Origin of the sequence: Corynebacterium pseudokroppenstedtii (genome assembly GCF_019754945.1) — a bacterium.
Taxonomy (GTDB): Bacteria; Actinomycetota; Actinomycetes; order Mycobacteriales; family Mycobacteriaceae; genus Corynebacterium; species Corynebacterium pseudokroppenstedtii.
Window position 1 is genome coordinate 325,034 of record NZ_JAEUWU010000003.1, and the last position, 26,616, is coordinate 351,649.

21 protein-coding genes are annotated in these 26,616 nt (G+C 56.7%); 12 read left to right on the plus strand and 9 right to left on the minus strand.

Features of this window, described 5'->3' with window-relative positions:
* Positions 1–3: 3 nt before the first annotated feature.
* The 3 genes from JMN36_RS06655 to JMN36_RS06665 all read left to right on the plus strand — a co-directional run bounded on the left by JMN36_RS06655 (position 4) and on the right by JMN36_RS06665 (position 2,947).
* Positions 4–1,152 (plus strand): glycosyltransferase family 4 protein, encoded by a 1,149-nt coding sequence (locus JMN36_RS06655; protein WP_221924056.1) that lies wholly within the window; start codon positions 4–6, stop codon positions 1,150–1,152.
* Between the two features lie 96 nt (positions 1,153–1,248).
* On the plus strand, positions 1,249–2,229 hold the full coding sequence (locus JMN36_RS06660; RefSeq protein ID WP_204088322.1) for an ROK family protein: 981 nt from the start codon (positions 1,249–1,251) through the stop codon (positions 2,227–2,229).
* Positions 2,222–2,947: a lysophospholipid acyltransferase family protein gene (locus JMN36_RS06665; protein ID WP_204088323.1), complete on the plus strand. Its 726-nt coding sequence runs from the start codon at positions 2,222–2,224 to the stop codon at positions 2,945–2,947. Before JMN36_RS06660 ends, JMN36_RS06665 begins: the two co-directional genes overlap by 8 nt.
* A gap of 89 nt (positions 2,948–3,036) precedes the next feature.
* Here the strand turns inward: JMN36_RS06665 and JMN36_RS06670 are convergent, their stop codons facing one another.
* The 3 genes from JMN36_RS06670 to JMN36_RS06680 are packed head-to-tail and all read right to left on the minus strand — an operon-like array spanning position 3,037 to position 7,232.
* Entirely contained in the window at positions 3,037–4,338 is a 1,302-nt protein-coding gene (locus tag JMN36_RS06670; RefSeq protein WP_204088324.1) for an acyltransferase family protein, read from the minus strand.
* Positions 4,320–5,921 carry a glycosyltransferase 87 family protein gene (locus tag JMN36_RS06675; RefSeq protein WP_221924057.1) on the minus strand — a complete coding sequence of 534 codons (1,602 nt, stop codon included), beginning with the start codon at positions 5,919–5,921 and terminating at the stop codon, positions 4,320–4,322. The genes JMN36_RS06670 and JMN36_RS06675 overlap by 19 nt, the downstream gene beginning before the upstream one ends.
* 6 nt (positions 5,922–5,927) lie before the next feature.
* Positions 5,928–7,232, minus strand: a complete 1,305-nt coding sequence (locus tag JMN36_RS06680) for a glycosyltransferase 87 family protein (RefSeq protein ID WP_221924058.1) — start codon at positions 7,230–7,232, stop codon at positions 5,928–5,930.
* 227 nt (positions 7,233–7,459) lie between these two features.
* On the opposite strand from JMN36_RS06680, the gene JMN36_RS06685 reads away from it, so the two are divergent.
* Both JMN36_RS06685 and JMN36_RS06690 read left to right on the plus strand, forming a co-directional pair.
* On the plus strand, positions 7,460–7,963 hold the full coding sequence (locus tag JMN36_RS06685) for a polyadenylate-specific 3'-exoribonuclease AS (RefSeq protein WP_046203013.1): 504 nt from the start codon (positions 7,460–7,462) through the stop codon (positions 7,961–7,963).
* Between the two features lie 93 nt (positions 7,964–8,056).
* A complete protein-coding gene (locus JMN36_RS06690; RefSeq protein WP_204088327.1) occupies positions 8,057–9,484 on the plus strand; it encodes a class II 3-deoxy-7-phosphoheptulonate synthase in 1,428 nt (475 codons plus the stop codon).
* Between the two features lie 70 nt (positions 9,485–9,554).
* On the opposite strand, the gene JMN36_RS06695 is transcribed toward JMN36_RS06690, so the two are convergent.
* Both JMN36_RS06695 and JMN36_RS06700 read right to left on the minus strand, forming a co-directional pair.
* Entirely contained in the window at positions 9,555–12,641 is a 3,087-nt protein-coding gene (locus JMN36_RS06695) for a glycosyltransferase family 87 protein (protein WP_204088328.1), read from the minus strand.
* A 121-nt stretch (positions 12,642–12,762) separates the two neighbouring features.
* Positions 12,763–14,925 carry a protein kinase domain-containing protein gene (locus tag JMN36_RS06700; RefSeq protein ID WP_236881642.1) on the minus strand — a complete coding sequence of 721 codons (2,163 nt, stop codon included), beginning with the start codon at positions 14,923–14,925 and terminating at the stop codon, positions 12,763–12,765.
* Positions 14,926–15,013: 88 nt separating this feature from the next.
* Between JMN36_RS06700 and JMN36_RS06705 the strand changes: the two genes are divergently transcribed.
* Complete coding sequence (locus tag JMN36_RS06705; protein WP_204088329.1) at positions 15,014–15,415, plus strand: Rv2175c family DNA-binding protein; 402 nt, start codon at positions 15,014–15,016, stop codon at positions 15,413–15,415.
* Here the strand turns inward: JMN36_RS06705 and JMN36_RS06710 are convergent.
* The 3 genes from JMN36_RS06710 to JMN36_RS06720 are packed head-to-tail and all read right to left on the minus strand — an operon-like array spanning position 15,371 to position 19,709.
* Positions 15,371–16,894, minus strand: a complete 1,524-nt coding sequence (locus JMN36_RS06710; RefSeq protein WP_204088330.1) for an alpha-(1->6)-mannopyranosyltransferase A — start codon at positions 16,892–16,894, stop codon at positions 15,371–15,373. The genes JMN36_RS06705 and JMN36_RS06710 overlap by 45 nt on opposite strands.
* The gene (gene crtI, locus JMN36_RS06715; RefSeq protein WP_221924059.1) at positions 16,891–18,627 is read right to left on the minus strand and encodes a phytoene desaturase family protein; all 1,737 of its coding nucleotides are present in this window, start codon (positions 18,625–18,627) and stop codon (positions 16,891–16,893) included. Before crtI ends, JMN36_RS06710 begins: the two co-directional genes overlap by 4 nt.
* Positions 18,624–19,709: a polyprenyl synthetase family protein gene (locus JMN36_RS06720; RefSeq protein WP_221924060.1), complete on the minus strand. Its 1,086-nt coding sequence runs from the start codon at positions 19,707–19,709 to the stop codon at positions 18,624–18,626. Before JMN36_RS06720 ends, crtI begins: the two co-directional genes overlap by 4 nt.
* Positions 19,710–19,944: 235 nt before the next feature.
* Here JMN36_RS06720 and JMN36_RS06725 point away from each other — a divergent pair, with 235 nt between their 5' ends.
* Entirely contained in the window at positions 19,945–20,964 is a 1,020-nt protein-coding gene (locus JMN36_RS06725; RefSeq protein ID WP_236883013.1) for a methylenetetrahydrofolate reductase, read from the plus strand.
* Positions 20,965–20,980: 16 nt separating this feature from the next.
* Here JMN36_RS06725 and JMN36_RS06730 read toward each other — a convergent pair whose 3' ends face one another.
* A complete protein-coding gene (locus JMN36_RS06730) occupies positions 20,981–21,592 on the minus strand; it encodes a GNAT family N-acetyltransferase (protein WP_221924061.1) in 612 nt (203 codons plus the stop codon).
* A 250-nt stretch (positions 21,593–21,842) separates the two neighbouring features.
* Between JMN36_RS06730 and JMN36_RS06735 the strand changes: the two genes are divergently transcribed.
* The 5 genes from JMN36_RS06735 to ftsL all read left to right on the plus strand — a co-directional run bounded on the left by JMN36_RS06735 (position 21,843) and on the right by ftsL (position 26,496).
* On the plus strand, positions 21,843–22,235 hold the full coding sequence (locus tag JMN36_RS06735) for an SAV_6107 family HEPN domain-containing protein (RefSeq protein WP_221924062.1): 393 nt from the start codon (positions 21,843–21,845) through the stop codon (positions 22,233–22,235).
* A 207-nt stretch (positions 22,236–22,442) separates the two neighbouring features.
* A complete protein-coding gene (locus tag JMN36_RS06740; RefSeq protein ID WP_221924063.1) occupies positions 22,443–22,835 on the plus strand; it encodes a DUF3040 domain-containing protein in 393 nt (130 codons plus the stop codon).
* Positions 22,836–23,794: 959 nt separating this feature from the next.
* Entirely contained in the window at positions 23,795–24,226 is a 432-nt protein-coding gene (gene mraZ, locus JMN36_RS06745) for a division/cell wall cluster transcriptional repressor MraZ (RefSeq protein WP_221924064.1), read from the plus strand.
* Between the two features lie 201 nt (positions 24,227–24,427).
* Entirely contained in the window at positions 24,428–25,600 is a 1,173-nt protein-coding gene (rsmH, locus tag JMN36_RS06750) for a 16S rRNA (cytosine(1402)-N(4))-methyltransferase RsmH (RefSeq protein WP_221924065.1), read from the plus strand.
* Positions 25,597–26,496 carry a cell division protein FtsL gene (gene ftsL, locus JMN36_RS06755; protein ID WP_221924066.1) on the plus strand — a complete coding sequence of 300 codons (900 nt, stop codon included), beginning with the start codon at positions 25,597–25,599 and terminating at the stop codon, positions 26,494–26,496. Before rsmH ends, ftsL begins: the two co-directional genes overlap by 4 nt.
* The last annotated feature ends 120 nt before the right edge of the window (positions 26,497–26,616 follow it).

The window sequence follows — 26,616 nt, forward strand, 5'->3', positions numbered from 1 at the left end:
TCCATGGTTCATTCTCGTCGGGTCTTGCTCGTCACCAATGATTTCCCACCGACAGTCGGTGGGATTCAGACGTACCTTCACGAGTTTGTTCAGACTCTCGACCCCGACCAACTGATCGTTTTCGCCTCAACCCAGGACGAGAACGCAACCCAGGAGTTCGACCGCGACGCTCCGTTCGCCATCATTCGGTGGCCACGTCGCGTTATGCTGCCCACTCCCATGACCGCTCGACGGATGCAAGAGATCATTCGCGCCTGGTCAATTGACACCGTGTGGTTCGGTGCGAGCACGCCACTTGCGCTCATGGCCTCAGCTGCTCGTCGAGCGGGTGCCCGAAGGGTCGTGGCCTCGACGCACGGCCACGAAATCGGTTGGTCGATGATCCCAGGGGCGCGGCAAGTCCTTCGCCTGATCGGTTCGCGTGTTGACATGCTGACGTACGTGTCTAGATATGCCCAGATGCGAACACGTCGTGCTTTCGGACCTCACCCAGCGTGGTCATCGCTTCAACCCGGGGTGGATATCACCCGTTTCTCGCCGAATAAGGAGGCGGGTGACCGTGTTCGTCGGCAATATGGGGTGGGTGACGGCCCCCTCGTCGTATGTATTTCGCGGATTGTGCCTCGAAAAGGGCAAGACATGCTTGTGGAAGCTCTCCCGGGCATCCGGAAGCGTATTTCCACAGCAAAACTTCTCATCGTTGGCCCGGGTAAAGGCAGAAAGTCACTCATCGATCGTGCATCGGCCTTAGGTGTCAGTGATTCTCTCATCACGACGGGCTCCGTTCCCTTCGATGCCTTACCCGATTTTTATCGTTGCGCGGATGTCTTCGCGATGCCGGTCCGCACGCTGGGCGGCGGATTGGACGTTGAGGGATTGGGCATCGTCCTTCTTGAAGCCCAAGCATGTGGCGTGCCCGTCGTCGCAGGAGACGGTGGCGGAGCTCCTGAGACCGTCCTTCCCTCGGAAACGGGGATCGTTGTTAATGGCCGACGCGCCGACGAGATTGTGGATGCGGTCGCGGGGCTACTCGCTGACCCTGAACGCGCTTTGGCGATGGGACAGAAGGGCCGTGAGTACATCGAAAAGGAGTGGTCGTGGTCCGTGAGGGGGCCGCAATTGGCCCAGGTTTTATTCGACGGGCTAGATTGAATAAGTTAGCCATTCGCCAGTTACGTCGTCGGAAGTAGGCCATTATCCACTGGCTGAGACGATTCTTTCTTCGGCGGTCCTCAACGAAAGGTATTGATGTCCGATCACGCTTCTGTCCGGCCGCTTACTGTCGGCTTTGATATTGGTGGTACGAACCTGCGTGGTGCGGTTGTTACCGACGAGGGGACAATCATCGATTCGGAGCAAATCCCGACTCCGGCTTCATCACATGCGCTGGAAGACGGTGTGGTGCAGATTGTCCGACACTTACAACGCCGGCACAACATCGCTGCAGTAGGGATGGCGGTCGCCGGATTCTTGACGCCGGACTGTCGAACAGTGCGCTACGCACCCCACCTCCCATGGCGCGACGCGAAAGTAGTCGACCGTTTGGAGGAACGGCTTCGTCTCCCCGTCCGCTTGGAGCACGACGCTAACTCTGCCGCATGGGGGGAGTATCGCTACGGCAGCGCCTACGACGAGAACAATTGGGTGCTATTTGCCATCGGAACCGGTATTGGCGGCACATTGATGGTGAATGGCGAAATCTACCGGGGAGCGCACGGTACCGCGCCCGAGTTTGGTCATATCTGTGTAGTACCTGATGGCCGTCAATGCTCGTGCGGTAAGCGGGGGTGCCTGGAACGCTACTGTTCCGGGACGGCAATGGCGACGACCGCGCGCGAAATGATCGGTTCCCATACAGGCTTGGATTCTGACTTACTTCGCGATTACCGGACGCGTCCGGATGAAATCACCGGCCGGCATGTTTCTCTTGCTGCCCGGGAAGGGGATCCTCTAGCGAAGCTCGTGGTCGATGACTTTGGCCTATGGTTGGGCCGAGGTTTGGCCATGGTCCAGGACTTTTTCGACCCGTCCTTGATCGTCATCGGTGGTGGCGTTTCCACTGATTCTGATCTTTTTATGCCCCGTGCTCTTCGGGCTTATGCGGATAACGTGGTGGGGGCAGGGCATCGGCCACTCGCGGAGATCAAAACGGCAACATTAGGGGCGGAAGCCGGTATGATTGGGGTCGCTGATTTGGCGCGAGATAGCTTCAAGGAAAGTCATGCATAATCGCTGGTATTGGACATTTAAATACATTCTCTTCGGTCCTTTTCTTCGGGTATGGAACAGGCCGTTTACGAAGAACATCGACCGGATCCCATCGGAGGGGCCAGCGATCTTGGCTAGCAATCACCTCTCGGTGATGGATTCGTTTTATCTTCCGCTGCTGTGCCCGCGTCAAATCACTTTTCTTGCTAAGAGCGAGTATTTCACGACGCCGGGGCTCGTCGGCCGGATCCAGGCCTGGTTTTTCTCGTCGGTAGGGCAGTACCCGATCGACCGCTCATCTGGTCAAGCCGCTCAGGACGCATTGAACGCGGGACTGAAGGTGGTTGGCCGTGGGGACCTGATGGGCATGTACCCGGAAGGAACCCGGTCGCCTGATGGCCGTCTATACCGCGGAAAGACAGGGATCGCTCGGTTGGCATTCGAGTCGGGGCAGAAAGTCTATCCCGTCGCGATGATCAATACGCGGAAAGCTAACCCGATTGGCTCCCTGTTCCCGCGGCCCGTTCGCGTCGGAGTCTCTGTGGGAGAGCCACTCGACCCCTTGAACTACATGCATATTGAGGACGAATACGAGCGCCTCAGGACATTTACTGACGACATTATGGAGTCCCTCCATGAGCTCGGTGGCCAGGAGTATGTCCATGACTTTTATGCAGCGGATGTGAAAGCTGCCTTGAATGAGGGGAAAGGGTACTTGCGGGGGAGCGAGCCCAAGTAAGACCCTCGTGCTTGCGGGGTAACTAGCCTGGCGACGTTGACTGCCCCGCGATGCGATTGGCCCGCGGTCACTTCAACGTCGGCAGTGGTTTACGATGCCGATGCTGCTTTGCGCTCCCAGAGGCGGAACTGGAAAAACGGAATTGAGGGCCGAATCGTCCAGCCGACGACGGGCAAGCGTTTACATTGCTCGACGACCCAACCCGACGCCAGGCAGAGAATGAATAGTCCGATGATACACACCATTCGGACGTTGTCACTGGCGTTGGTCACGTCCTCGCGGATGCCATAGACATAGAGCGCGCGATCCCACGTCAGGTTCATCGCGGTCATGTGGAAGAGATAAATGACCAAAGTCCGCTGCCCAATGTATTGCAAGGGGCGCGCTAAAAGGGGGATCTGCGCCACGAGCGCACAGACCAAGATCGATAACGGAAGTGCCCCCAGTGCTCGGATGGACGAGAACAGAACATCGAGCTGGCCAGCGTCGTTGTGAGCAATTCCCATCTCGACGAGGTGATCGTAGCTGTCACCGAAATGCGAATAAGCCACCTTCGTGCACCAGAATAGAGCGAAGCTTCCTGCCCACCACCAGGGAGACCGCCATTTTCGCGCGAGCGCCAGCAATGCCGGCCGCATAAAGACGCCGACGAAATAGACCGGCATGTAATTGAAAATGTGCGACTGCGTCGGCGTGACAGGGTTGTACATCTGCCACAACCAGGGAAGAACGCTGACTGCCAGTGCCCAATGATCGGGCAGCCATTTTGTTACCCAGACGGCCAAGGTGAAAAGAACCAAGCAATGGAGGAACCAGAGCCCACATTCACCGTGAATAACTGACGTGACAATTTCGTGAGTATCTATCTCAAAATTGTTGGCCCACATTTTGGACCAGAGCTCCAGGGGTGCCCACACGAGGTAAGGAATCAGCAAAAACCGGAGACGCGAGTGCCAGAGTTCTCCGAGCGTTTGGCGTCGGACCTTATACGAAAACAGCCCTGACACCATGAAGAACATTGGCAGGCGAACAGGACCTAGCCAGTCGTTGACCGCGTTTGCGGCGGTGTACACGCCGTCGGGAGTGTAAATAGTGGCATGGAGAAAACACACACCCAAGATAGAGATGCCTTTGCCGATGTCCGGCCAGAGGAGTCTCTGTTTCTTGCGCGGTGCGGGTGTTTCCGTCGTGCCAGTTGTCGACGCGGTCACTGCGCTATCCGAACTTTGTGGTGCAACCTCGGACTCAGGTCGTGGCGACGCACCAGTAGAAGGAGGTTCTGTACCGTCTTGAGGTGCTGACGTTGAGTCTGCCGTGCTGCTCCACGCACCACGGGTAGCGAGTGTGCTGCGACGCGAACGAGACAGACGTGTCACCGATGAAGCTGACATGTACGTGTGTTTCTCCTCCGTCGTTGGGCCGGTGACCAGGCTACAGAAGCCAAGGTGACAAATGCGAATCCAGCCCACACCACATAGCTATTTTCCAGAAACCCGATGAACACCGAAAAGAATGTGTCCACGGCATGACCGACGAGCCCACCATGGGAGAGCATCTGGGCGTAAGCCTCTGGTGTGAGGGCATCCACCCGCCGTGACATCAGAGGTGACCACCATACAGTTCCCATGAGGAAAACGCCGGAACCGATACCGGCTAGTATTGCATACCATTTGGCTTGACGAGTCCGGCGACGCGACTGCTTGTAAGGAGAGTCCACCGCGCCAGAATCTTTTGCGGCGGAACGATTACTGCTAACGGTGATCGTGAACAGGGTGATTATGGCTGGTAGCGCCCACACCCAGTGATGCGTCCAACTTACCGGTGAGGCGAGAAGTCCGAAGAGCCCTACCGCCGAAGGAAGAATAGCCCGACCAGTATTGATCTGGCCTGGGCTTAGGACGTCATTGTGCCGACGACAGTTCCTTGTGATGAGGAGTGCGGCCAGAGCGAGCACAATCAGGGCCCATACGATGGTCATCGGCCGGGAGGTAACTGCAGACGCATGAGAATCAGCCACTGACGCGGCAAGCCGTCCCAAGGCTCCTTTAATCGATTGATTGGAAATGATCGTCGGGTCACCTATCCGATCCGTCGCCCACAACACGTGACGGAAGTAAACCCAGGTGTCATGAGGCGCGATCAACGCCCCTATACCGGTTGCCACTATCGCAGAGACCGCGCAGCGCGCTGTCGACGAAACATCGCGCCGGAGGAGCGGGACCAGGATGAATACGGCAGGAGTTAGCTTGATGGCAGCGGCACACCCTGTCAGCACACCTGCCACTGCGCGACGTCGGGACCCTGGTGGAGATTCGGAAAGAATCCACCAATCAACCACGGCCATGAGCAACAGCACTGAATTGATCTGCCCGAAAGACAGCGTCGCACGGGCTGGTTCCGATATGACAACCGCCGCGGCTGTGAGATACCGCCACTGGTTTCGCCACCCTCGCGTGAGGATCGATGTCGCGAGAAGAAGCGCACCAAGGGATAAGACCGAATGGACCACAATCCCGACGACGGTAGGCAGAACAAGTAGCCCCACCATCACGCACGTGGCGAAAGGGGGATACGTGAAAGGGAGATTACGCTCGCTGGTTGTGAAAGTGCCGTCATACAGCGCGTGATGATGAACAATCGCACGGGCACCCGCTCGGTAAACCTCGAGGTCAACCAGATTCCGCGGGATGAACACTATTCCCGATGAGCCGCCGAGGTGGAGACGGTATCTGCTGCCATCGGAATAGGTGGAGCTATCAGGATCACGTGTGAAACGTAGCGTCCACAACGTGAAGAACAGCGATACACATGACAATCCGCCGACGAGGCCCCAACCCCACACAGTTGGGCTAGGCTTTTGGCCCGACCCCTGCGTCACTCGTCGACCATCGGCGTGTGTCGAGTTTTCTTGGTGTCCCTTGGCTGTGTCGGCCGGGCGTGGTGGACGCCGGAACCCTGTGAATGAGAAAGCCACAGGTTACTAGCTTTTCTCAGTGGTAAAAGCTCGTGGGAATAATGCCATCGCAATCAGGAAGAGGAAGCCCCACAGAACATAGTCGCTTCCCACAATCTTTTGAATCAAAGACCACTGAAGCTCCTGGTTTTCCGAGTTGGGGAAGAACCAATGGAATGGCGTGACTGTGGAGATCATCAAGCCCACTACCGCAACACCCCACAGCACATTGTTCTGCCATCGAGGAATAATGTGTCGCGAATTCCAAGCCACATTCATGGTCACAATGACGAATGGCAAGAACCAGACCCAGTGGTGAGACCACGAGACAGGGGAGAGCAGGAGAGCAACAAGGCTCGTGGCAGCCACTAATGCAATGGTGAAGCTCTGTCCTTCATAGTGAGGTCCGGTAGCAGAAACTCTATTGTCCGCGCCGGGACCGGATTGAAGGTTCGATGCGGTGCGTATCAGACGCACCATGGCGGTGAGGATGAGCCCGAATGTCAGCACACTGAGGACAACCCACCATCGGGATTGGAGAGTGTAGTCATTAGTAAAGCGGGCGATCATTCCTCGTAGAGACTGGTTGCCGGCATAGGCCAACCCTCCGATCCGATCAGGATTGTGTATTTCGACGGTCCAATAATCTTTTGAATCGTGGGGGAGAATTGCCCAACCTAACGCGGTCCACGCAACCCCAGAGGCGGCGCAGGTGATGGCTGATTTCCAATCTCTTTTAACGAGGAAGAAGAGTCCAAACACGGCGGGCGTTAATTTTATTGCGGCTGCTAATCCGATGAAAATCCCCCGAGGCCAGCGAGTGCGTTTCACGGCGGTATCCAGCAACACGAGGGCCATAAGGAAAACGTTGATCTGGCCAAAACTTAATGTATGCGTGAATGGTTCGCCCAGGAGAACCAGCGGAAGAATCATGTAGGACAGCCACCCCGCCCGTTTAAATGAGCTGGTCGTGGCCGGTAGAGCCGATTTATCGTCGGCACTCGACGTGTGCACAGGGTCCGTGAAGTGGTTAATCAGAACCGCACCACACCACCAGGTCATCGCCGCCGTGGTGAAAACCATTAACAGGGTGTCAGTTGTGAGTGAAAACCAGGTCAGAGTACTAAAAAGAATGGCCGCCAGGGGAGGGTAGGTGAACGGAAGATTAATGCCCCGCACAGGGTAATCGCGGTCATAAAGCCCGAAACCGCGGACAAAAGCCTGGCCGCCCGACCGATACACATCGAGGTCGATGTGGTAGCGAAATTCTCCGTCGCCAAACACGTCGAAGAAGTGGTAGTACAGAACGAGCCCGAGAACGGCGGTGACCACGAGCCGGCCCACCCATGTCTCAGATAAAAAATGTACGATTCGTTCACAACTACCGCGGACACGCATGGCCTCACAGTCTACCTGGCATCCCTATTGTGGCGGAACCTCACTGATCGGCACCCGCGGTCGGTCTTTTTCGTTGTTGATGTTCGTTGCCGACGATGGCCACCGTCGTTCAGACACAGAACAACCTGAACACGTTATCCATGACGTACTAGCCTTGTCATATGGATTATTTTTATGACACCGAATTTATTGAAGATGGCCAGACCATAGATCTCGTCTCTATTGGCATTGTTGCCAGTGACGGCCGTGAATATTACGCAGTATCTACCGACGCCGATCTCTCCCGCGCCAATCCGTGGGTGAAGAAACACGTGTTACCTCATCTGCCGAACCCGTCGTCGCCACTGTGGAAAAACAGATCGACAATCCGTCACGATTTAGAAGAATTCTTTGGCGACGACGACCACGTTCGGTTGTGGGCGTGGGTGGGGGCGTATGACCACATCTGCTTGGTTCAGCTGTGGGGCATCATGCAGGATCTGCCGAGGAATATCCCCAGGTTTACCCGAGAGATGAAGCACGCGTGGGTCTTCGTTGGCCGGCCGGCTCTTCCTCCGGTGCCGGAAAACGCACATGATGCTTTAGCCGATGCGCGGCACAACGTCGCCAAGTTCAAAGTGTGTGCGCGAGTGTTTAAAGAAAAAACGGGAATGGAATTGAAGTAGGGGGGGCGGGAATCAAGGGAGAGCCATCACCATTCTGGGGTAACTCACTGGCTTTTCAGTACATAACGCAAAGCTACGCTAGACTTTGCCCCTGTGAGCTGGACAATAGATTTACCGGTTAATGACCTCCCTGATTTACCGCCTTTACCTGGCGCTTTAGAAGAACAATTCCAAGATGTGATCTCCCGCCCCGCCTTCCAGCAACCCACCTGGAATGAGCGGGACGCCTCCAACGTACGGAAGATTTTGGAGTCCGTACCCCCGATTGTCGTGGTTGCGGAAATCCGTAAACTCCAAGAGCAGATGCAACATGTTGCGCTCGGCGAAGCCTTTTTATTGCAAGGTGGGGACTGTGCAGAGACATTCGAATCCAACACCGAACCGCACATTCGAGCCAATATAAAAACCCTGCTGCAGATGGCTGTTGTGTTGACCTATGGTGCGTCAATGCCAGTCGTCAAAATGGCGAGGATCGCGGGGCAATACGCCAAGCCCCGGAGCTCTGATTACGACAGCCAGGGTTTGCTGAATTACCGAGGTGACTTAGTCAACGGCGTCGAGGCCACGGAAGAGGCGCGTCGTCACGACCCCGCTCGGATGGTTCGCGCCTACGCGAATGCTGCTGCGGCCATGAACCTCGTTCGGTCCTTGACGGCATCCGGGACCGCGGATTTGCACAAACTCCACGAATGGAACCGCGAATTCGTGCAGACCTCCCCGGCGGGTGCGCGCTATGAAGCCTTGGCATCAGAAATTGATCATGGCCTGCGCTTCATGGAGGCATGTAAGGTCTCGGACTCGAATTTGCACACGGCCGATATCTACTGTTCCCACGAAGCCCTCGTCGTCGATTATGAGCGCGCCATGTTGCGCCTGGGCCAGGATCCAGCTGGGGAAACCGCCCTCTACGATCTCTCCGCACACGAAGTATGGATTGGTGAGCGCACCCGGGGTATCGACGATTTCCACGTCAACCTCGCTGCCTTGATCTCCAACCCAGTGGGGCTCAAGATTGGGCCCTCGACGACGCCTGAGGAAGCGGTTGCTTATGTGGAGAAGCTCGACCCTGATGTGGCGGACGACGCGCCGGGCCATGTGAAGGGATACAAGGGACGGCCAGGACGGCTTACCTTGGTGTCTCGGATGGGATACGACCAGATCCGGACAGTGCTGCCGCCGATCGTCGAGGCTGTGGAAGCTACTGGCCATAAAGTGATTTGGCAGTGTGACCCCATGCACGGCAATACATTCACGAGCTCAAACGGGTACAAGACGCGCGACTTCGACCGAGTTATCGACGAAGTCCAAGGGTTCTTCGAGGTCCACCGGGCGATCGGTTCGCACCCCGGCGGTATCCACATTGAGCTCACCGGTGAGGATGTCACTGAGTGTGTCGGTGGCGCGCAAGACCTCACTGATGTGGACTTGCCTGGCCGCTATGCTTCGGCATGTGATCCACGGTTGAACACGCAGCAATCGTTGGAGCTAGCCTTCCTCGTTGCAGAAATGCTGCGTAATTAAGGCTCGTTCGGCGTGTGGCGCAGTGGTAAGGCCGCTCGGCCACCCGCCCGCTTGTCCTACGCGTCTGGCATTAAATGGCGTAGGCCCACTGCGTCAGCATGTATTCGGATAACCACACTCCGACCCAGACGATAACGATGGTGTAGGCCGTGGTCAGGATCGGCCATCGCCGAACCGTCGTCACAATCATGCAAATAGTCAGCAGTACGCCCGCCATGAGCAACAGGCGGGGGCGCGAGTGGAAGTACCCCGACGACAGAATCACGTTAAGGCCGATCCCTGTGCCACAGAGCCACATCATGAAGGGGAAACGCCTGATAATCCCCACAATGATGAGGGTGAGCGTGCCCAGGATGGCTAGCGAACACCACAGTGGGACAACACCCTCGAGGGCGAAAATCTGCCTCGGCAGATCGTGAAGTGTGGTCTTACCGAAATCGAATTGTGTTCCCCAGCCGTCTTTTTGAACGGCAAAGTAGCCGCCTGCGTCCCGCGCAAGATGGCCTGCCCACAGCATATAAATAGCTCCGCCCAGGGGAGCGGCAGCAACACAAATCCATGCGCGCACGTTGCGGCGATGATGCAGCAAAACCCCGATTGCGAATGCTATAGCAAGGTCATACCCGGTCATTCTGACAAGGCAGGCCATGAAAACCCCTGTGGCAGCGAGGGGGAAGTCCTTGTTCAGGTAGCCGAGGATGAACAGGAACGTGCAGAGTGCGAAGAGGGCCTCCGAGTAGGCCATCAAGTACGTCACGGACATCGGGAACCCAGCGAATACCGCCACAGCGAGCACCACTGCAAGTAGTGAGCTGGTGAACTTACGGATGATAGCGGCGAGTAGACATGTGGCAATGGCGCCGATGATGGCGTTCATCAGCAATCCAGCCGCGGCCCAGTCCAATCCGGTTATGGCATGGGTGGCTCGTAGTAACCACGGTGTTCCTGGGAGAAAAGCAACTGTGCGGAATTCGGGGGGATTCCCGTCAATCGCCTCGCCTCCGCGGTAACCGAATTCAGCAATTCTGGTGAACCATTGGGCATCCCACGACTGAATCTGGTCCGAGAAAGACGAATTAAAGAGCTTTGCATTGTAGGCCAGAGCGATACCCACGATGGTCTGCACTAGGGCATAGACGCCCACCGCAATCAGGCACACACCTGTGAGCTCGGAACTGAGAATACGCTGGCCAACACCCTGCCACGCACGCGGCCGCGATGATTTCTCCGATTCCCCTTCGTCTTCGACAGAAGCCGTTTCTTCTTCAGCGGCCCCTTCTTCGTCTTGGGTGTCTTCGTCCGGCGAAGACATATCACATTCTCCTTCGTCCAGGTGCTCCGTCGTATCTGCATCGGTAGCTTCAGCCGTCGACGTATCTGCGCTCACATTCTCATGAGCACTTTGTGCCGAGTCGTCGGACTCAACGAGTGCTGCCTCGTCGTCGTCCGATTCAACCTGGTTGGGTTTACGGGAAGTGATAACCAGCCGACGGAGGCGATGTTTCCCGTGATAGCGCCTGGACATAGGCGTGCGTTCGATGGTGATGTTCCGCCACTGTCCGCGGGTGTACCGTCGGTGAATCATGTCCGAAATATCGCGGAGACGCACAAGACGGACCGAAGGCTCTTTAGCGAAACCAACCACCAGCATGAGGAAAATCGCAATGATCAGCAGATTACGGACAACCAGAATCATGACCGAAGGGTTGTCGTCATTGCTGATTATCGAGTCATAGGCAACGGGATAAATCCACTGCGACAAACCACCGATGACCAGCATGAGACCACCAGCTATCCGCAGACTCCATGCTGATTGTTTGCTTGCCGACGCCGGACTGCCATGAACTGAGTCAAGGCACACTGCGAGGGGAGCGGCCCACCACACAACGTATTGCGTGGACATCACCTTGTTTGAGATCAGCACAGCCCCAATGATGATCAGCGCCAACCATGCCGATCGACGCGCCGACCAGCCATTGTCCGTCGTCTTCTCAATGACAAGCATGCGTTGTTGGGGCGGTGTCAATGCGCCGTCCGCGGCCCGCGGGAACATGCGTCGGAAACCATCTGCTCCGATCAACGCGGAGACGCACAGGTAGACACAGACGAGGACCATAATGACGGTCAGGATCGTCGAGAACGTCTCCCATCGAGACACCGAAGGGCCGAATACTTCAAACGATTGCGATGCAGCATACGAAATGCTCAGTGCGTCTTCGCCGTGGTGGGCAGCCCACATCACACCAGTTGCGGGGATGGATTCAATCTGAAGACCGCGATCCCCTTGGTAATTGAACACCGACGTGATGCGGTGGAAGCCGTGCCCCCATACGGATAGTGCTGCAATGACGACGCACGTGGCTGCGAATGACGCGATACGCTGCCACGTCTGTCGGCTCTTCCACCAGCCGACGAGCGCCGTGCCGATGATGGCCGGCCACAGTTTGATCATGGTCGCGCACCCCAAGAGGATGCCTGAGACCTTCGGGTGCCGAACAAGTGTGACCAGTGTGGCGGCTACGAGCACAGCGGGGACGATATCCCAGCGGGTCCATAGCAGAGGTCCGAAGAACACCCCGAAGAGAACCCAGAACCCGGCGCCCCACCAGCGTCGGCTGGCAGTAAGCCAGACAAAAAATCCGACGTCAACGACTAATAACATCCAGATGGATACCGTGATTTTGTCGGCGGAGGAGAAGATCATGGTCAGCCACTTCAAGACGGCGACCATCCACATGACCGGTACGGGGTACTCTTGCATGGCCCCGGAACCTGGGTCGTCGAGGCCTTTGAAGTAATAATCCACCGGAGTGTCGATCATCCAGTAGTCACCGATGTGGTGGTCGAGCCACCACATCACGGCCCGAGTTATCACAAATGCAGCAGTTAGGGCTCCGGCGATGATGAGAGCTTTCCGGTCCCACTTACGACGTGACCCCTCGCCAGACTCCGTTGCCGCTGTAACTCTCGTACTACCGTTGGCTGCAACCGTGTCCGAAGAGGTACCGTCGTCGGTATCTACGTCGCTTAACGGCGAAGTCGGCGCGGCGGCCTCAGCAGGGTCTGTCTGCGTCGACAGTGATCGCTGGTCTTCTTCGGAAGACGCGGAAAACCCAGAACGTGCCGACGTCGAAGCGGAGTCTAAATGGTGGGACACACGAAAGCCCTTTTCATGACAAGAAGCTATAATGCGCAGGCACGCGTTGTGCTGCGCTGAAAATGATCACGAGGACGTGGATATAGTACTCGAGAACAGGGACAAGCTCGAGCTCATCTGACTAGAGAGTCTTCACAGTTTTGACAGTGACCACCGAGTCGCGTTCGGCAGAAAAACCGGGCAGGGGATTTTGGACGAGGACGCGGTCATTGCTCTTCGCATCGCCAGCGTCGATCTTCAGCCCAGCTTTCTCTGCCTTCGCACGAGCTTCTTTGACCGTCGAACCGATCAATTGTGGAACCGCAACATCCGGGGCAACAAAGAGGTTGACCGTCGAGCCTTCGTTGACTTCCGTTCCTTCACCAGGATCGGTGCGAGTTACCTTGCCCCGCTGGCGGAGGTCGGTTGCTGAGTCGTCCGTCGACACGTCACCGACGTGAAGGCCGGCCTTTTCTAGTTCATGCCGGGCATCATCTTCGGATTTTCCTGAGACATCGGGGATGGAAACAGGCTTAGGGCCTTTACTGACGGTGAGTGTGACTGAGGAACGCACACCGACCGTGCTCCCCGGAGCGGGGGAGACGGAAAGAAGTTGCCCCTCCGGGACGTCGGAAGAATAATCCGACTTCGTTGTCTTCGTAGACAACGTCCGCTCAGAAAGGGTTCGCGTGTAGGCCTCCACCGACCGGTCTGCTGGAATCGCCGGAACCGTCGGACGACCCGCAGAGACGGTCAATGTCACCGTTGTTCCCTTTGTCACCCGTTTGCCGGCCTGAGGTGACGACGCCGCAACCGTCTTCGAGGGAACGGTATTGGAGTATTCCGTCTTTTCAGTGACCTCAAAACCCGCCTCAGTGATGTCGTGATGGGCGGTTGAAACGTCAGAGCCGGTCACCGACGGAATCTCCCCATACCGGCCGGAACCCAACCACCACGCTCCGAGACTGACCGCGCCGACGAGGATAAGCGCGACAATGGTCCACAAAGCACACCCGAGGCGTGAATGGTTCCCCACCTGTGGTTTGTCATTCGCCACGGACGTGCGGTGACTAGCAGTTGACCCCGGAGTCGTCGCAGTTCCTCCCGACGATGACGCCACATGTGCAGGTTCCGGTTCCGCCGGCTGACGCTCCGGGAAATCAATCCGTGTGGAGGCCATATCACCAGTTGACCGGTTGGGGTCGTAATCGGGGAACAACACCGCCGTCGAGCCATCGGTGCCCACATAACCATCGTGGTCAACCGTATTTTTCGGCGGGGCGGCATTTCCTGCATTTCCGACGACGGCCGTTTCCCCCTGGTCGTCAGGGGCGCTCTGAGGGATATCCTGCCGCGCGACACTATCCCCACCGTCGGGTGTTTGCGCTGATTCAGCCTCCCGGGCCGCGTCCCGAGATCGATGCGACGCAGAATCAATCGGAACCGGAACACGGAACGAGGACAAAGGGAGCCGGAGTTCGTCGGCAACCTGCATAACCGCCGTGCGAAACTCCGATCCATCAGCAAAACGATCCTGAGGGTCTAGAGCAGTTGCCCGGGATATTAGCTGGTCAAACTCCGCCGGAACACCATCAATGGCCTCGGAGGCAGGTGGCACAGGGTGATCAAGCCGCATATAGGCCGTGGCCAGCGACGTATCGCCATGGAAAGGTGTCGTCCCCGTCAGCAGTTCGTACAGGACAATACCCGTCGAATAGACATCGCTTCGGCCATCGACACTCCCGCCCCGCACTTGTTCCGGGGACAAATAGGCCACTGTTCCCATCATCACCGACGTCGTTGTCAAGGAGGATTCAGCTGTCGCCCGAACCAGCCCAAAATCAGCCAGTTTCACCTGGTGATCGTCGCTAATCAGGATATTTTCGGGCTTCACATCCCGGTGAATTAGCCCCGCAGAATGCGCTAACCCGAGGGCAGTCAACACCGGTTCCATGACGGCTGTCGCCGCATGAGGGGGCATCGGACCACGCTCACGCAAGAGTTCACGCAACGTCCCACCGTCGACCAACTCCATGGCAAGGAACACACTCGTGCCATCATCACCCTGGTCAAACACATTAACGAGCGATGGATGGGACAACCGTGCCGCAGCTCGCGCTTCCCGCTCAAAACGGGTGCGGAATTGTTCATTATGGGCAAAACGATCATCAAGAATTTTGAGCGCCACTGGTCGATCGAGACGTTCATCAATGCCTCGATAAATCGCGGCCATCCCGCCACGAGCGATAAGTGACTGCACGCGATAACGGCGGTCAACCAGATCTCCATGGCTCAATGTAGGCACGTGGTCGTTGTCCTCTCTTAGCCCGTTGTGTCGGCCCGATGCTGTCCACTCACCAAATTACTAGGGATTGTCAGCTACGGTATAAACCGTGAAGAGTAACTCAAGAACTCCCGATGTCCTATCCGCCAGCGAAATCGTCCTCCCGATCGCAGAGGTTGCGGACTATCTCCACCAGCCCGTCAGCCGGGTTCGGGATCTTATTAATAAAGGACAGCTTATCGCGATTGATCGTGATCACCAGCGGCAAATCCCAGCACGCTTCTTTAACGGGCTTAACGACGAGGGCCACCCCGAGTCCGGTGAGCGCGTGACCATCAATAAGCACGTCCCGGGTCTGATTGCTCTCATGTCTGACGGCGGATACTCCAATGACGAGATACTGAACTACCTGTTTACCGACGACGACACCCTGCCGGGGCGCCCCATCGACGCACTTCATGGTCACCTAGCTCGTGAGGTTATGCGTCGTGCCCAGGCGATGGGATTTTGATTCGTCCCCTCGGAACACGGCGAAATAAAGAACGAAGGCGACCGTTATCACGATCCACATCCAGGACCATCTGTACAACCAATTGTTGCCAGACCCTGTGAAGGATCCCGCCACGATGAGCGACGCGATAACAGTGAAGTGCGTAACCCGTGGTGATGGCCGGAAAGTACCGACGAGAACGACGCCAGCAGCGTAATACCACGGCAGCGTAACGGCATTAAAGATGCACGTAATTAAGTACGCCCAGGCCGCGCCCTCAATGGCCCGGCGCGGAGTCTGGCGGAAACGCCACCAGACTACGACCAGGAGTACAACCATGATGATCATCGAGATACTCCGGTAGATCGACAGCACCGAGTTAAATGTCGCGCCGGGGAAGAACGAGGCTGCGAAAGCGGCCGTGAACTGGGCCAGGAAGCTGGGGAGCGCCAAGAGGTTGATGACCTTCGTATTCCCGCTGAGCTGAGACACCCAGCCCCACGAGCTCCCCGACGCATAGGTGATGGCGGTCAGTACCGTGCAGACGATCAGGACAGTCGTGATTCCGTAGAACACGAAGGCGGGAATGGCTTTCTTCAGCGACGCCAACGTTCGCCGGGGGTCGTGGAGTGACCATGTGGAGGGGGCAATTCCTCGTTGCCGCATCGCAATCCAGATGAGGAAGGGGAGGGTTACGAGGGCCGTCGCCTTCAGGGAAAACCCGATGCCGATGAACAGTGCACCCCACAGTGGGTGGCGTCGTAAAGCCAGAACCAGCCCGAGGCAGGAAAAGGCAACCATGACCGATTCATTGTGCATGCCTCCCACCAGATGGAGGAAGACAACTGGATTGGCAACACCAAGCCAGAGGGCCACCGCGGGATTCCCACCGATATGCCGAGCAATTGATATCACCGCCCACGCAATGGCGGCGTATCCAGCGACGGAGATGAATTTGTAGAGAAAAACGCCGATGGTGATATTCGATCCGACCAGGCTTGTTATTCCGTCGCCGATCCATAAATGAAGTGGCCCATAGGGGGTGGTGGTGTTTCTCCAATCTGGGCTGACTTCTAGCAGCATCGGGCCGGGATTGACGGCAGCTCCATCTTTGTAGGGATCGAATCCATCGCGGACCATTGCGCCCTGGACCAGGTAGGAATAGACATCGCGTGAGTACATCGGGGACGCGAACAGGAGCGGAACTATCCACCCCACCAGCGTCTTTACCGATTCGCGGATGGGGATGTTGTCGTGATAGACAATCCGGCCCCACAGGCACCAGCAGTACAGCAGCAGTCCCAGCGCGACCCAGGACAAGATGAAGCCAATGTTCTTGACATGGCCATACATGATCCAGTCCAGATTGAGCATCCGGACGATTCCCCCGCGGGTGCGCTGAGCCCCGGAACTCCATGACGACACCATCAGAAGTATCGACGCGACCGTCCCCAACCACAGTGGTCGACGCAGTGGGTTCGTGCGTGAAGGGGTGCTCATGGATGATCACCTCGCGTTATCCGAGCAGCTGCAAGCGCTCCTGAAAGGATAACAGTGGGGACCCCGACGCCAGGTGTCGTACTTGAACCAGCGTGAATCAGGTTCGAGAACGAACGCACGGGGAAATTGCGGAACCGGAATGGTCCCGTCTGTCGAAAAAGATGAGCGGGGGCAAAAGGAGTTCCTGCGCCCAACCCGAGTGCAGACCAGGTATCGGGTGTATCCACTTTCCCGACGGCGAATGACTCACGGATGCCCTCGAACCCGCGGTCTTCCAGGACGGATAGGAGATCCTCTTGATAGGAGGCCGCCAATGACGACCAACTGATGTGGGCTGATTCAGTGTTGGGGCACGGTGCCAAAACACTGACCGGTTCAATAGGAACACGAGGCGACGTCGTCGACGTCGATACTAAATCCGGTGCTGAACAGGCAGGACGAGTAACCAAGAGCGACGGATCGGACATGAGGCGTCCACGACCGTGAGGAGCCGTGATCTCCGAAAATGTACGATCCCACTCCTTTCCGAATGAGATGGTGTGATGCCCACCAGGCCAGTGGCGTGCGACCTCACGGGGAATTGCTCCGTGCATCACAAATGCGGAGGGGGACCACCTCGTAGTCCGACGGCTCTGTCGGCCCGAGATGGCATCGAGCTCAGGGATGTCACATGTCGTAATAACGACATCGGCAGGCAACGTTCCTTGAGTTGTCTCGACCACATGAATTCTGTCGGAATGAGTTGTGGAGGATCCGGCTCCGTGAGAGGCATGGCTCAATGAGGTGACCCGTGTGTTGAGCATGAGCTCACCGCCGGATTGCTTGAGTGCCGCTGCGAGAATGTCGCACAGGGCGCCGACCCCGGAACCATGTGGCCCACGAGTGGGATAGAAGACCCCCATCCCGGTATCCATATGGGAAATCGTTGCGTACACAGCGCGGGCCTTCTTGGGCGGAACCCCCGCGTACAGAGCCTGGAACGAAAAAACCTTCCGAAACTCATCATCGGAGATATAGTGCTCTGCTGCCCGGCCCAAGGAGCCGAAACCCCCGCGACGCGCAACTCGCGCCAAGCTCCGCGCCGATTCGCGGGTGCGAACAAGGTCCCACACGGAATCGAAATCAGCGTTCATCAAGTGCGAAAAGCACGCGTCGAACATTGATTGCGCCCACAGGCGATAACCCCGTACACCCGTAACACGGGATTCGGCGAACTCATCGCGGGGCGCGTCGCCCTTGCGGTGGGGTACGTCGTCGAACTTCTCCCGGGCGAACCGACGGATCTCATTGTCTAGCCGGCTACCGCCCCGAGCAGTAGCCTCCTGAGCGTCCTCCTCACCAGCTCCCTCAGCGAATACGTCCAGATACCGGCCCGACGAAAACAATGCATGATACGCCGGAGACAAACGCTGATATGAAAAATCAGGCGTGAGGTCACCCGTCGGTAGCCCCACTGATGCCAGAATCTCATCGACGAGCCACGGCATCGTCACCACGGTTGCGCCCGTGTCGATGCGGACATCTCCCAGGGGAGTAGAAATCGTCTCGGTCGCGGCGCGACCGCCCACGTGGTCCTCTCTCTCCACCACCGTCACTGAACGGCCAGAACCGGCCAACAATACCGCCGCAGCCAGGCCAGACAGGCCAGCCCCCACTACGACCACGCGGTCGGTTCGGCCTGATACCGCGCGCCGGGGCGTCGACAAGTAATGAGAAAGAAACGATGTGCTCATCGACGGCGCTCCGTCGAGGAAATAGCCATCGACCTCAATGCGCGGTGTGCGTCGTCAGATAAACGCGCGTCGGCGAGCGCGTGGACGGCGGATGTCACTAAGCTATCGATCTGCTTTTCAACGCGGTCATAGGCGCCGGATTTTTTGATAATCGCGCGTAGATGATCAACGTCCTGCTCACTTAAGGGCTGGCCCAAACTAGATTCCACCGTCTCGCGATCCGACTCCGAGACATTGTCCAGCGTGAGAGCCAGTAAGGTGGTGCGCTTTCCTTCGCGCAGGTCATCTCCGGAAGGTTTCCCAGTGACCTCAGGATCGCCGAAAACACCCAGCTGGTCATCGCGTAACTGGAACGCCACACCGATGTCACGTCCAAAAGTGCGCAGCGCTGTCGCCGTGTCCTGTGGTGCCCCCGCCAGAGCGGCCCCGATATGGAGTGGACGCTCCACGGTGTATGCCGCCGTCTTATATCGGTTGACCCGCTCTGCTGTACGTAACGACCCGTCTCCCCGGGCCTCGGCAGTGACATCCATGATTTGGCCGCAGACCACTTCCGTGCGCATGTCTTGCCAGGGCTGCCACGCACGATCGCGCTGGGCTGGAGGTAATGCGGCTTCCATAAACATGTCATCTGCCCAGCTCAAGGCCAGATCTCCGATGAGGATCGCGACCGCATTCCCGTAGTTTTCTCCCCGGCCATGCCACGCTTGAGCTGAATGAGACTGCTTGAAGTGCTCATGAACGGTGGGCATTCCGCGTCGTGTTGCCGATGAATCAATGATGTCGTCATGAATCAGGGCACAGGACTGTAATAGTTCCAATGAGGACACCGCATGCATGACAGCGTCGGCGTCCGGATGGTCCGCTGCCTCCGGGAACGTCAACTGCAAGGAACCCATCCACCCCAACCAGGCAAATGTTGGTCGGATACGTTTGCCGCCGTTGACCGTGAAATCGGTGAGGGCGGTCATTGCTTCGTCTGCCACGGGGGAAATGGCTTTCATGGCTGACTGACGTGCCATGAAGAACTCATTAAGGTGCGCGACGACACAGCGGGGTACGTCGTCAATAGAACGCGGCATAGATGGTGTAGCACCTATTTGATCAGTCACGATAGCGAACTCACTCACGATTCACGTATGGGATATGGGCGGTTGAGGAGCATAAAGGTAAAACTACACGGCACCATGGACGCGCCGAGCTAACCCGGTTGATCACCATGACCAGCACCATGGATCCAACACCGACGTATTTGTCGCGCCATTAGCTGACAGTTTTACTGGTTGTCGCACCTTTCTTTTTCTAAGATACCTATTTATGTCCTCGCCCAACTCGGCGCATACGCCCACGAATCGTCCACCTCGGCCTATTTATCAGCAAGTCCCGGTTTCCCAGGCTATTTCCTTGCCGACGCCGGGTCCTGTGCCGTTTTCCGTGGAATTTATGCCCCCGCGTGATGACGCTGCGGAACGTTGCCTCAATGACGCTGCGGCGACATTTCATGATCTTGGTGCGAGCTTTGTCTCGGTGACCTATGGAGCAGGCGGCTCGAGCCGTAGCCGTACTATTCGAATCGGCCAGGAGCTGGCACATACGCCTTTGACGACGCTGGTTCACTTGACGTTGGTGCAGCACACGGTGGATGAGCTGAAGGAGATTATCGCAAGCTACCAGGAATGTGGGCTAACGAATATTTTGGCGTTGCGTGGCGATCCACCAGGCGATCCCACGGGTGAATGGGTCTCCACGCCGGGTGGTTTGGAACATGCCATCGACCTGATCAAGCTCATCCAAGAGTGCGATACACAGCGACAATTTGAGATCGGTATCGCGTCATTTCCTGATAAGCACTATCGTGCCACCGATCTGGATTCGGATACCGCCTACACGATCGCGAAACTCCGGGCCGGCGCGAGCTATTCCATTACTCAAATGTTCTTCGATGTTGAGTATTACCTGCGTCTCCGTGATCGACTGGCGGCAGCAGATCCGGTCCATGGAGCCAAACCCGTGATTCCCGGGCTCATGCCCATCACCTCGCTGAAGTCTCTTCGCAGGCAGCGTGAGTTGGCGGGGTGCCGTGTTCCGGCAGATCTTGAGGAACGTCTGGAAAAAGCTACTGCCACTGGTGATCCCTCTGATCCGCGCGTCCGCCAGGAAATTCGGAAGATCGGGATTGCTCATACGACGGCGATGGCGGAGCGTCTGATCAGTGAAGGTGCGCCTGACCTGCATTTTATGACGTTGAACTTTGCGCGTGCGACGCAGGAAGTGCTGCACAATTTAGGGATGGCGCCGGCGTGGGGGACTGATCACGGACATGATGCGGTCCGATGACCGCTACAGTGCGTCATTAAATCAGTGATGAGCTGTCCCCAAGGGGCAGCCGGCTGCCGAGGATTGCAAACGGACGCGGATCACCCGGGAAGTGCATATTCCGAACGACGTCGGTGAATCCTAGTCGTCGGTAGAGGTGAAATGCGCGGTTGTTCTCACTGGTGACTTCGGGGGTGGAAAGAAGCAAACGCTGGCTTGTGAGGCTGTCCGCAAAGATAGTCAACAATCGTCGGCCAATATTGTTACCTTGCCACGACGGGTCCACGTGAATTTCGGTGAGTTCCGTGTAGTTGTCCAGGAGCTGGATGCGTAGTGATGGTGGAACTCCGGCGACCATGAGAGCTGCTTTGACCTGCGTATTCCACCATTGTCCGTTGCCGCCTCGATAGCCGTAGATAAAACCACGGATAGGCTGTGCGGGATCTTTAGGATTTGGTTCCTCTCCTGCGGGATGCTCGATAGCAGCCACGGAGTGGAAGCCAAGATATCGCGAGTGTGTGTTCCATGCCGATTGTCGCGCGCCCGAGATAGTGGAGCTGTAGCCCATCGCACGGATATAAATAGAGACCATTTCGGGGACTCGTCGACGAAATTGCGCTGCGGTCAACGTCGTGAAAGTGATGGGCATTCTTTAATGAAACCATGCGCGAACCGGGGTGGGGGAGTTAACCGGGAGAAGCTGGGAATTACCTGCCGTCGATTTCGAATATAAGTTCGAATTTTCTAGTTTTGTTCGACTCTTTTGTCCGCACCTCTTCGTAGTGTGTCAAGTGTCAACAAGGAAATAGGCGCTCGATAAAGACATCGCTGTGTAGCGACGCTGTTCGGTAACTGAAGTGCTTGCTCGAAAGTGTAGAGACGACGGCTCCAAGGAGTGGATGATGATGAACGCGGCAACGGTAAGTTTTCTCAGGAAAGCGGATGCATTACTGGCTAACAAGACTGACGACATCAGCCAGGATGAATTGGAACGACGCTTGATGGACTCTTATTACGCAGCGCTCCGACTCGCTGGGGCTGTTATTGAAGATTCTATCGCGAGCCGTAAAAGGAAGCCCAAGGGTGATGCGTGGACTCTGCTTGCACGTTATGGCGGACAGCTGAGCCCGTGGGCAGATGTCTTCCGGAAGTATTCGCCCATCAAGGAACGAGTCCGGTTGGGATTATCCCTCTCTCTGACGGTTGCTTATATTGAGTATTTTGAGCAGCTCGTCTTGGATTTCCGTGCTGCTGTGAATGATCGGTATGCATGGATACCGGCTGCAGCTTAAAGCCTGGAGGGCTTAACGAAGTTGACTCAAAAGGGGTGTGGGTAGCGCCTTCCGGAGGTTGAGGATGACGGCATTCATTGTTTCGTGCACCGGGGTGGAGAAATGGGGGTACATGGTGGTTACAATGAAGTTATAAACGGAACTGTTTTGGCACCTGTTGCGTTATGCCAGGTAGGAAACGGTACTTTCATGGAAAATGGAGGAGTTGTGGCCCTCTCAGAGCAAGAGCAGCGTGTCCTCGACGAAATCGAGAATGCTCTGTATCAGGAAGACCCAGACTTTGGTAAAAACGTCGGGTCAATCCAGCGTGGTGGCGCCTTCGTCAAAGTCGTTGCTCTGCTGATCCTTGGCCTCGTCTTACTTGTAGGCGGAATAGCTCTATCACAAGTGAGCCTGTGGTTCGTCGTGATGTCGGTGGCCGGGTTCTTGGTGATGTTCGCCGCCGGCGTGATCGGATTACGCGGTGACCGCTCGTCGAAACTCACAGTGGGGGATCGTTCCGACAAAGCAGCAAAGAAGCAGCGGAAAGCTCGTAAGTCGTCTTTGAGTAGCCGGCCGGGCGGTATGGAAGAGAATTTCCGTCGACGTTTCGAGCGCTAAAGTCCACCGTGATTCCCATATGTGAATTGAGTTTTGCGTATGGGGGTCGAAGCTTCGGCGAAAGGCTTCCCATACAACGTAAAACTGTCTAACAAGACACTGCAGCCCTGGTGGTGAGTGAATAAGCTCACTACCAGGGCTTTTTCGTATGTTCGGGTAATACGACAGAAAGTGTATCCGAGCCCGGTGATGTCTGGCCTTTGATCTAGGCAAAGACGAAAAATATATGCCCGGCGGACATATATCCGCGTGGTCCCCTGTCCAAGAATCGACCACGCCATCACCTGGGGGTGGTGTGCACGCGACACCACCCGCGACGACCAGCGGCTTATCGAGCCGATCCCCCTATCCGACGGTGTGATCTGCCCCGAGCAGATCACATCCACCACGAACAGTTTTGTCGTATAACCCGTATGTTTGGTTCAGTAATTAGAATTCCCCCACTTTGCCCCACTCTGGCTCGCTGATTCTCAGCTTTTCGCTAAAAATGCCGTTATTTCTCTGACTGATGGGGAATGAATGGACTTATGTGCTGGAAGTGGCACGACTCAGGTGTGTTTTTCGGCTGCACATTGCGTGCGGTCGGCGCGGGTGTGCCCTCGTCGGGGTTGGATGGTAACTCTCTGCGAAGAGGTTTGATCGACGTTCCTAGCGTCGGCTGTTATATCAATTTATAACGGGTTTTCGCACGTCAACGGGGTAAAATGACGTAGTATCAACAGTGCGGCCCGTGATTGGGTCGTGTTGTCATAATGAAAAAAGCTAAAGATTTGCTGAAAGCGTCGTGCCAATGGTGCGTTGTGGGGCAGAGTGGGTTAAAGTGGGTGCCAATGGCGGACAAGGTAAGTTCGTCGCACTAATTCTGTAGATGACTGTCGTTGTTGGCGGCCGGTGCTGATAACGACACGGCAATCGACTGGATGTGGATCGTCGATGTTGAGGGAAGGAGTCCGAAGGTTATGTTCTTCGGTACTTTCACCCCCAAGATGGACGACAAAGGACGCTTGACTCTTCCGGCCAAGTTTCGCGATGAGTTAGCAGACGGCTTGATGGTGACGAAAGGCCAAGACCATTCATTAGCCATCTACCCGCGCAACGTGTTCCTCGAACGCGCTCGTAAAGCTGCTGCTGCATCTCGAACGAACCCGGAGGCTCGCGCATTTGTGCGTAACTTAGCGGCCAGCGCGGATGAACAATCCGTTGATGGTCATGGGCGAATAACGATTTCGCCTGATCATCGTCGCTACGCAGGGTTAAGCAAAGAATGCGTCGTGATTGGTTCTGTTGACTTCGTCGAAATCTGGAATGCGGAGTCGTGGAATCAGTACCAAGCCGAACATGAAGAAAGCTACGCCAACGGCGACGACGCTGCCTTCATGGATTTCCTCTAAGGACTCCTTGAGTTCACCACCCACATGGTCGACCGTCGCAATGATCTACAGCGAGTGTAAGGAATGTGTGCAGGCCTCTGCCCGTTTGGATCCTGATGTACTTCCCCAACACCAGGCACTGAGCGGGTAGGGCCCTGTTTACATTCCTCTCCATCACCACGACCGCCCAATATTCTGACCGCGACGATGAAAGAGGGGACAATGGCCGACCGCCGCACTGGTACGCATGGTCACGTTCCCGTCATGCTGGAACGCATGGTTGAGCTGATAGCTCCCACGGTCACAGAATCATCAGAGAACTCGGCACCACCCGTCATTCTCGACGGCACCCTCGGAGCTGGCGGACACACCGAATCCTTCCTGGAGTGTTTCCCGTCGGCAATGGTCATCGGGGTTGACCGAGACAAGAAGGAACTATCCCGAACCACCGAGCGGCTGTCCCGATTTCAGGACCGGTTCTACCCAGTACATGCTCGTTTCGACAATTTCGATGAGGCATTAGACGATGCTGATCATCCAGTTGTCGACGCTTTCCGGGCGCACGGTCTCAGCGCCGGTTTCTTCGATCTTGGTGTGTCCTCGATGCAGCTAGATCAGGCGGACCGGGGTTTTACCTACCGCGACGACGGTCCGCTGGACATGCGGATGGATACGTCGACGGGCAAAACTGCCGCCGATGTCCTTAATACGTATAGCCACGGTGAGCTCGCTCGCATCTTAAAAAAATATGGCGATGAACGCTTTGCTGGGCCTCTTGCTCGCGCCATTGTTCGTGAACGTGAGAAAGAACCCTGGACTACGTCGCAGCGGTTAGTGGAATTGATCTACACAACAATTCCGGCGTCGGCCCGCCGTCATGGGGGCCATCCGGCGAAGAGGACCTTTCAAGCTTTGCGCGTTGAGGTCAATGCTGAGCTGGATGCTTTGCGTCGCGTCATTCCGAAAGTCTGCTCCTACCTCCACCTTGGTGGACGGGCAGTGTTCATGAGCTACCAAAGCCTTGAAGACAAAATTGTGAAGAGGGAACTGGCGGAGCTGACAGAATCGAAGACTCCTCCGGGACTTCCTATCGATCTGCCCAACAGCGCCCCCGATTTTCACTTGGTGACGCGGGGTTCGGAAAAGGCCGATGAGCAGGAGGATAATAAGAATCCGCGAGCACATTCGGTCCGCGTCCGTGCCGTAGAAAGAACGGGCTACTCGCATTCGAGCCCGCCGCCGGGCAGCACTCCGGCAAGGGCTTCGGGATCATCGACCACATATTCAGCTCGATCAGAATCCCGGCACGAGGCCCACCCGACTGGAAGAGAACAGCTGGTCTCTTCCGCACAACAGAGCATTTCACACCGCGAAGACGTCGAAGGAGAACAATGACTACCTTGATAGGGGCTGGAACAACAGCTCGACGGGCAAGCCACGACCATGACGTCGACACCGCGGGGCGTGCCGCTACGGCGACGTTGACGCGGACCGCTTCACGTGACCGACGAGGAGAAACGCCGGTTCGGTCGCGTCGGGAAGGAAATAACCTCCGCTCCTCGAGTCCGCCCGTAGCACGGAAAAAGAGGACGAGCGCCGCGAAGAGAATGGGCTCTCGTCAGGTCATTTCCGTCCGAGGCCGACGCGTCGTCTCCGAAGAACGACGAGTCAAGAGGACCACGATCCAGTTCATCGTCGTATGTATCTTGTTTATCGGCGTCGGCGTGGGCGTCACGATGTATCTTTCCGGAGTGACGACGCAGCAGTCCTTCGCCATCCAGAAAGCGAAAGACCAGAAGACAACTCTGGATAACGAGTTGGAAGGGCTGCATCGCGACGTCAAGAACGCAAGCTCTGACTCGGAAGTCGCCAAGAAGGCCTCGGAGGACGGCATGGTTGTTCCTGATCAACCAGGAATTATGACCGTCAATCCCGACGGTTCCGTGGTTGAGAATAGAGCCGCTGATCCCTCAAAGACTCACGAGATTCACGACATTAATAGCGGTGCGGATCCCAAGGCGAAGGCCTCGTCGGATCCCGAGAAAACGAAAAATACGTCAAGGTCTGCTACGTCTTCTTCCTCGTCAGGCCGTGACAACAACCGACCAGCGCAATTGGCTCCGTACCAGGACAATACGGTTGGGGCAGTAGCAGCGCAGGGCGATAACCAGGCTGCTAGTCAGGGTGAAGGACTTGATCGCGAAGCCCCATTGCCTGCAGATCAGGCGGAAGGCGCCAACCCTGCGCCGGAAGCTGCACCGGCTGGCGATGCTGCCGTGCCAACTCCCTAGGACTGTCCGGAAATAATCCGAACTGTGGATCGTCGCAGGTCAGGCTGGGCGGCGTGAGGTGAACCGGATGTGTCAGGTTGCTTGTGTACTATTTTGCGAGGGTTCCGGATGTGAGTGCGG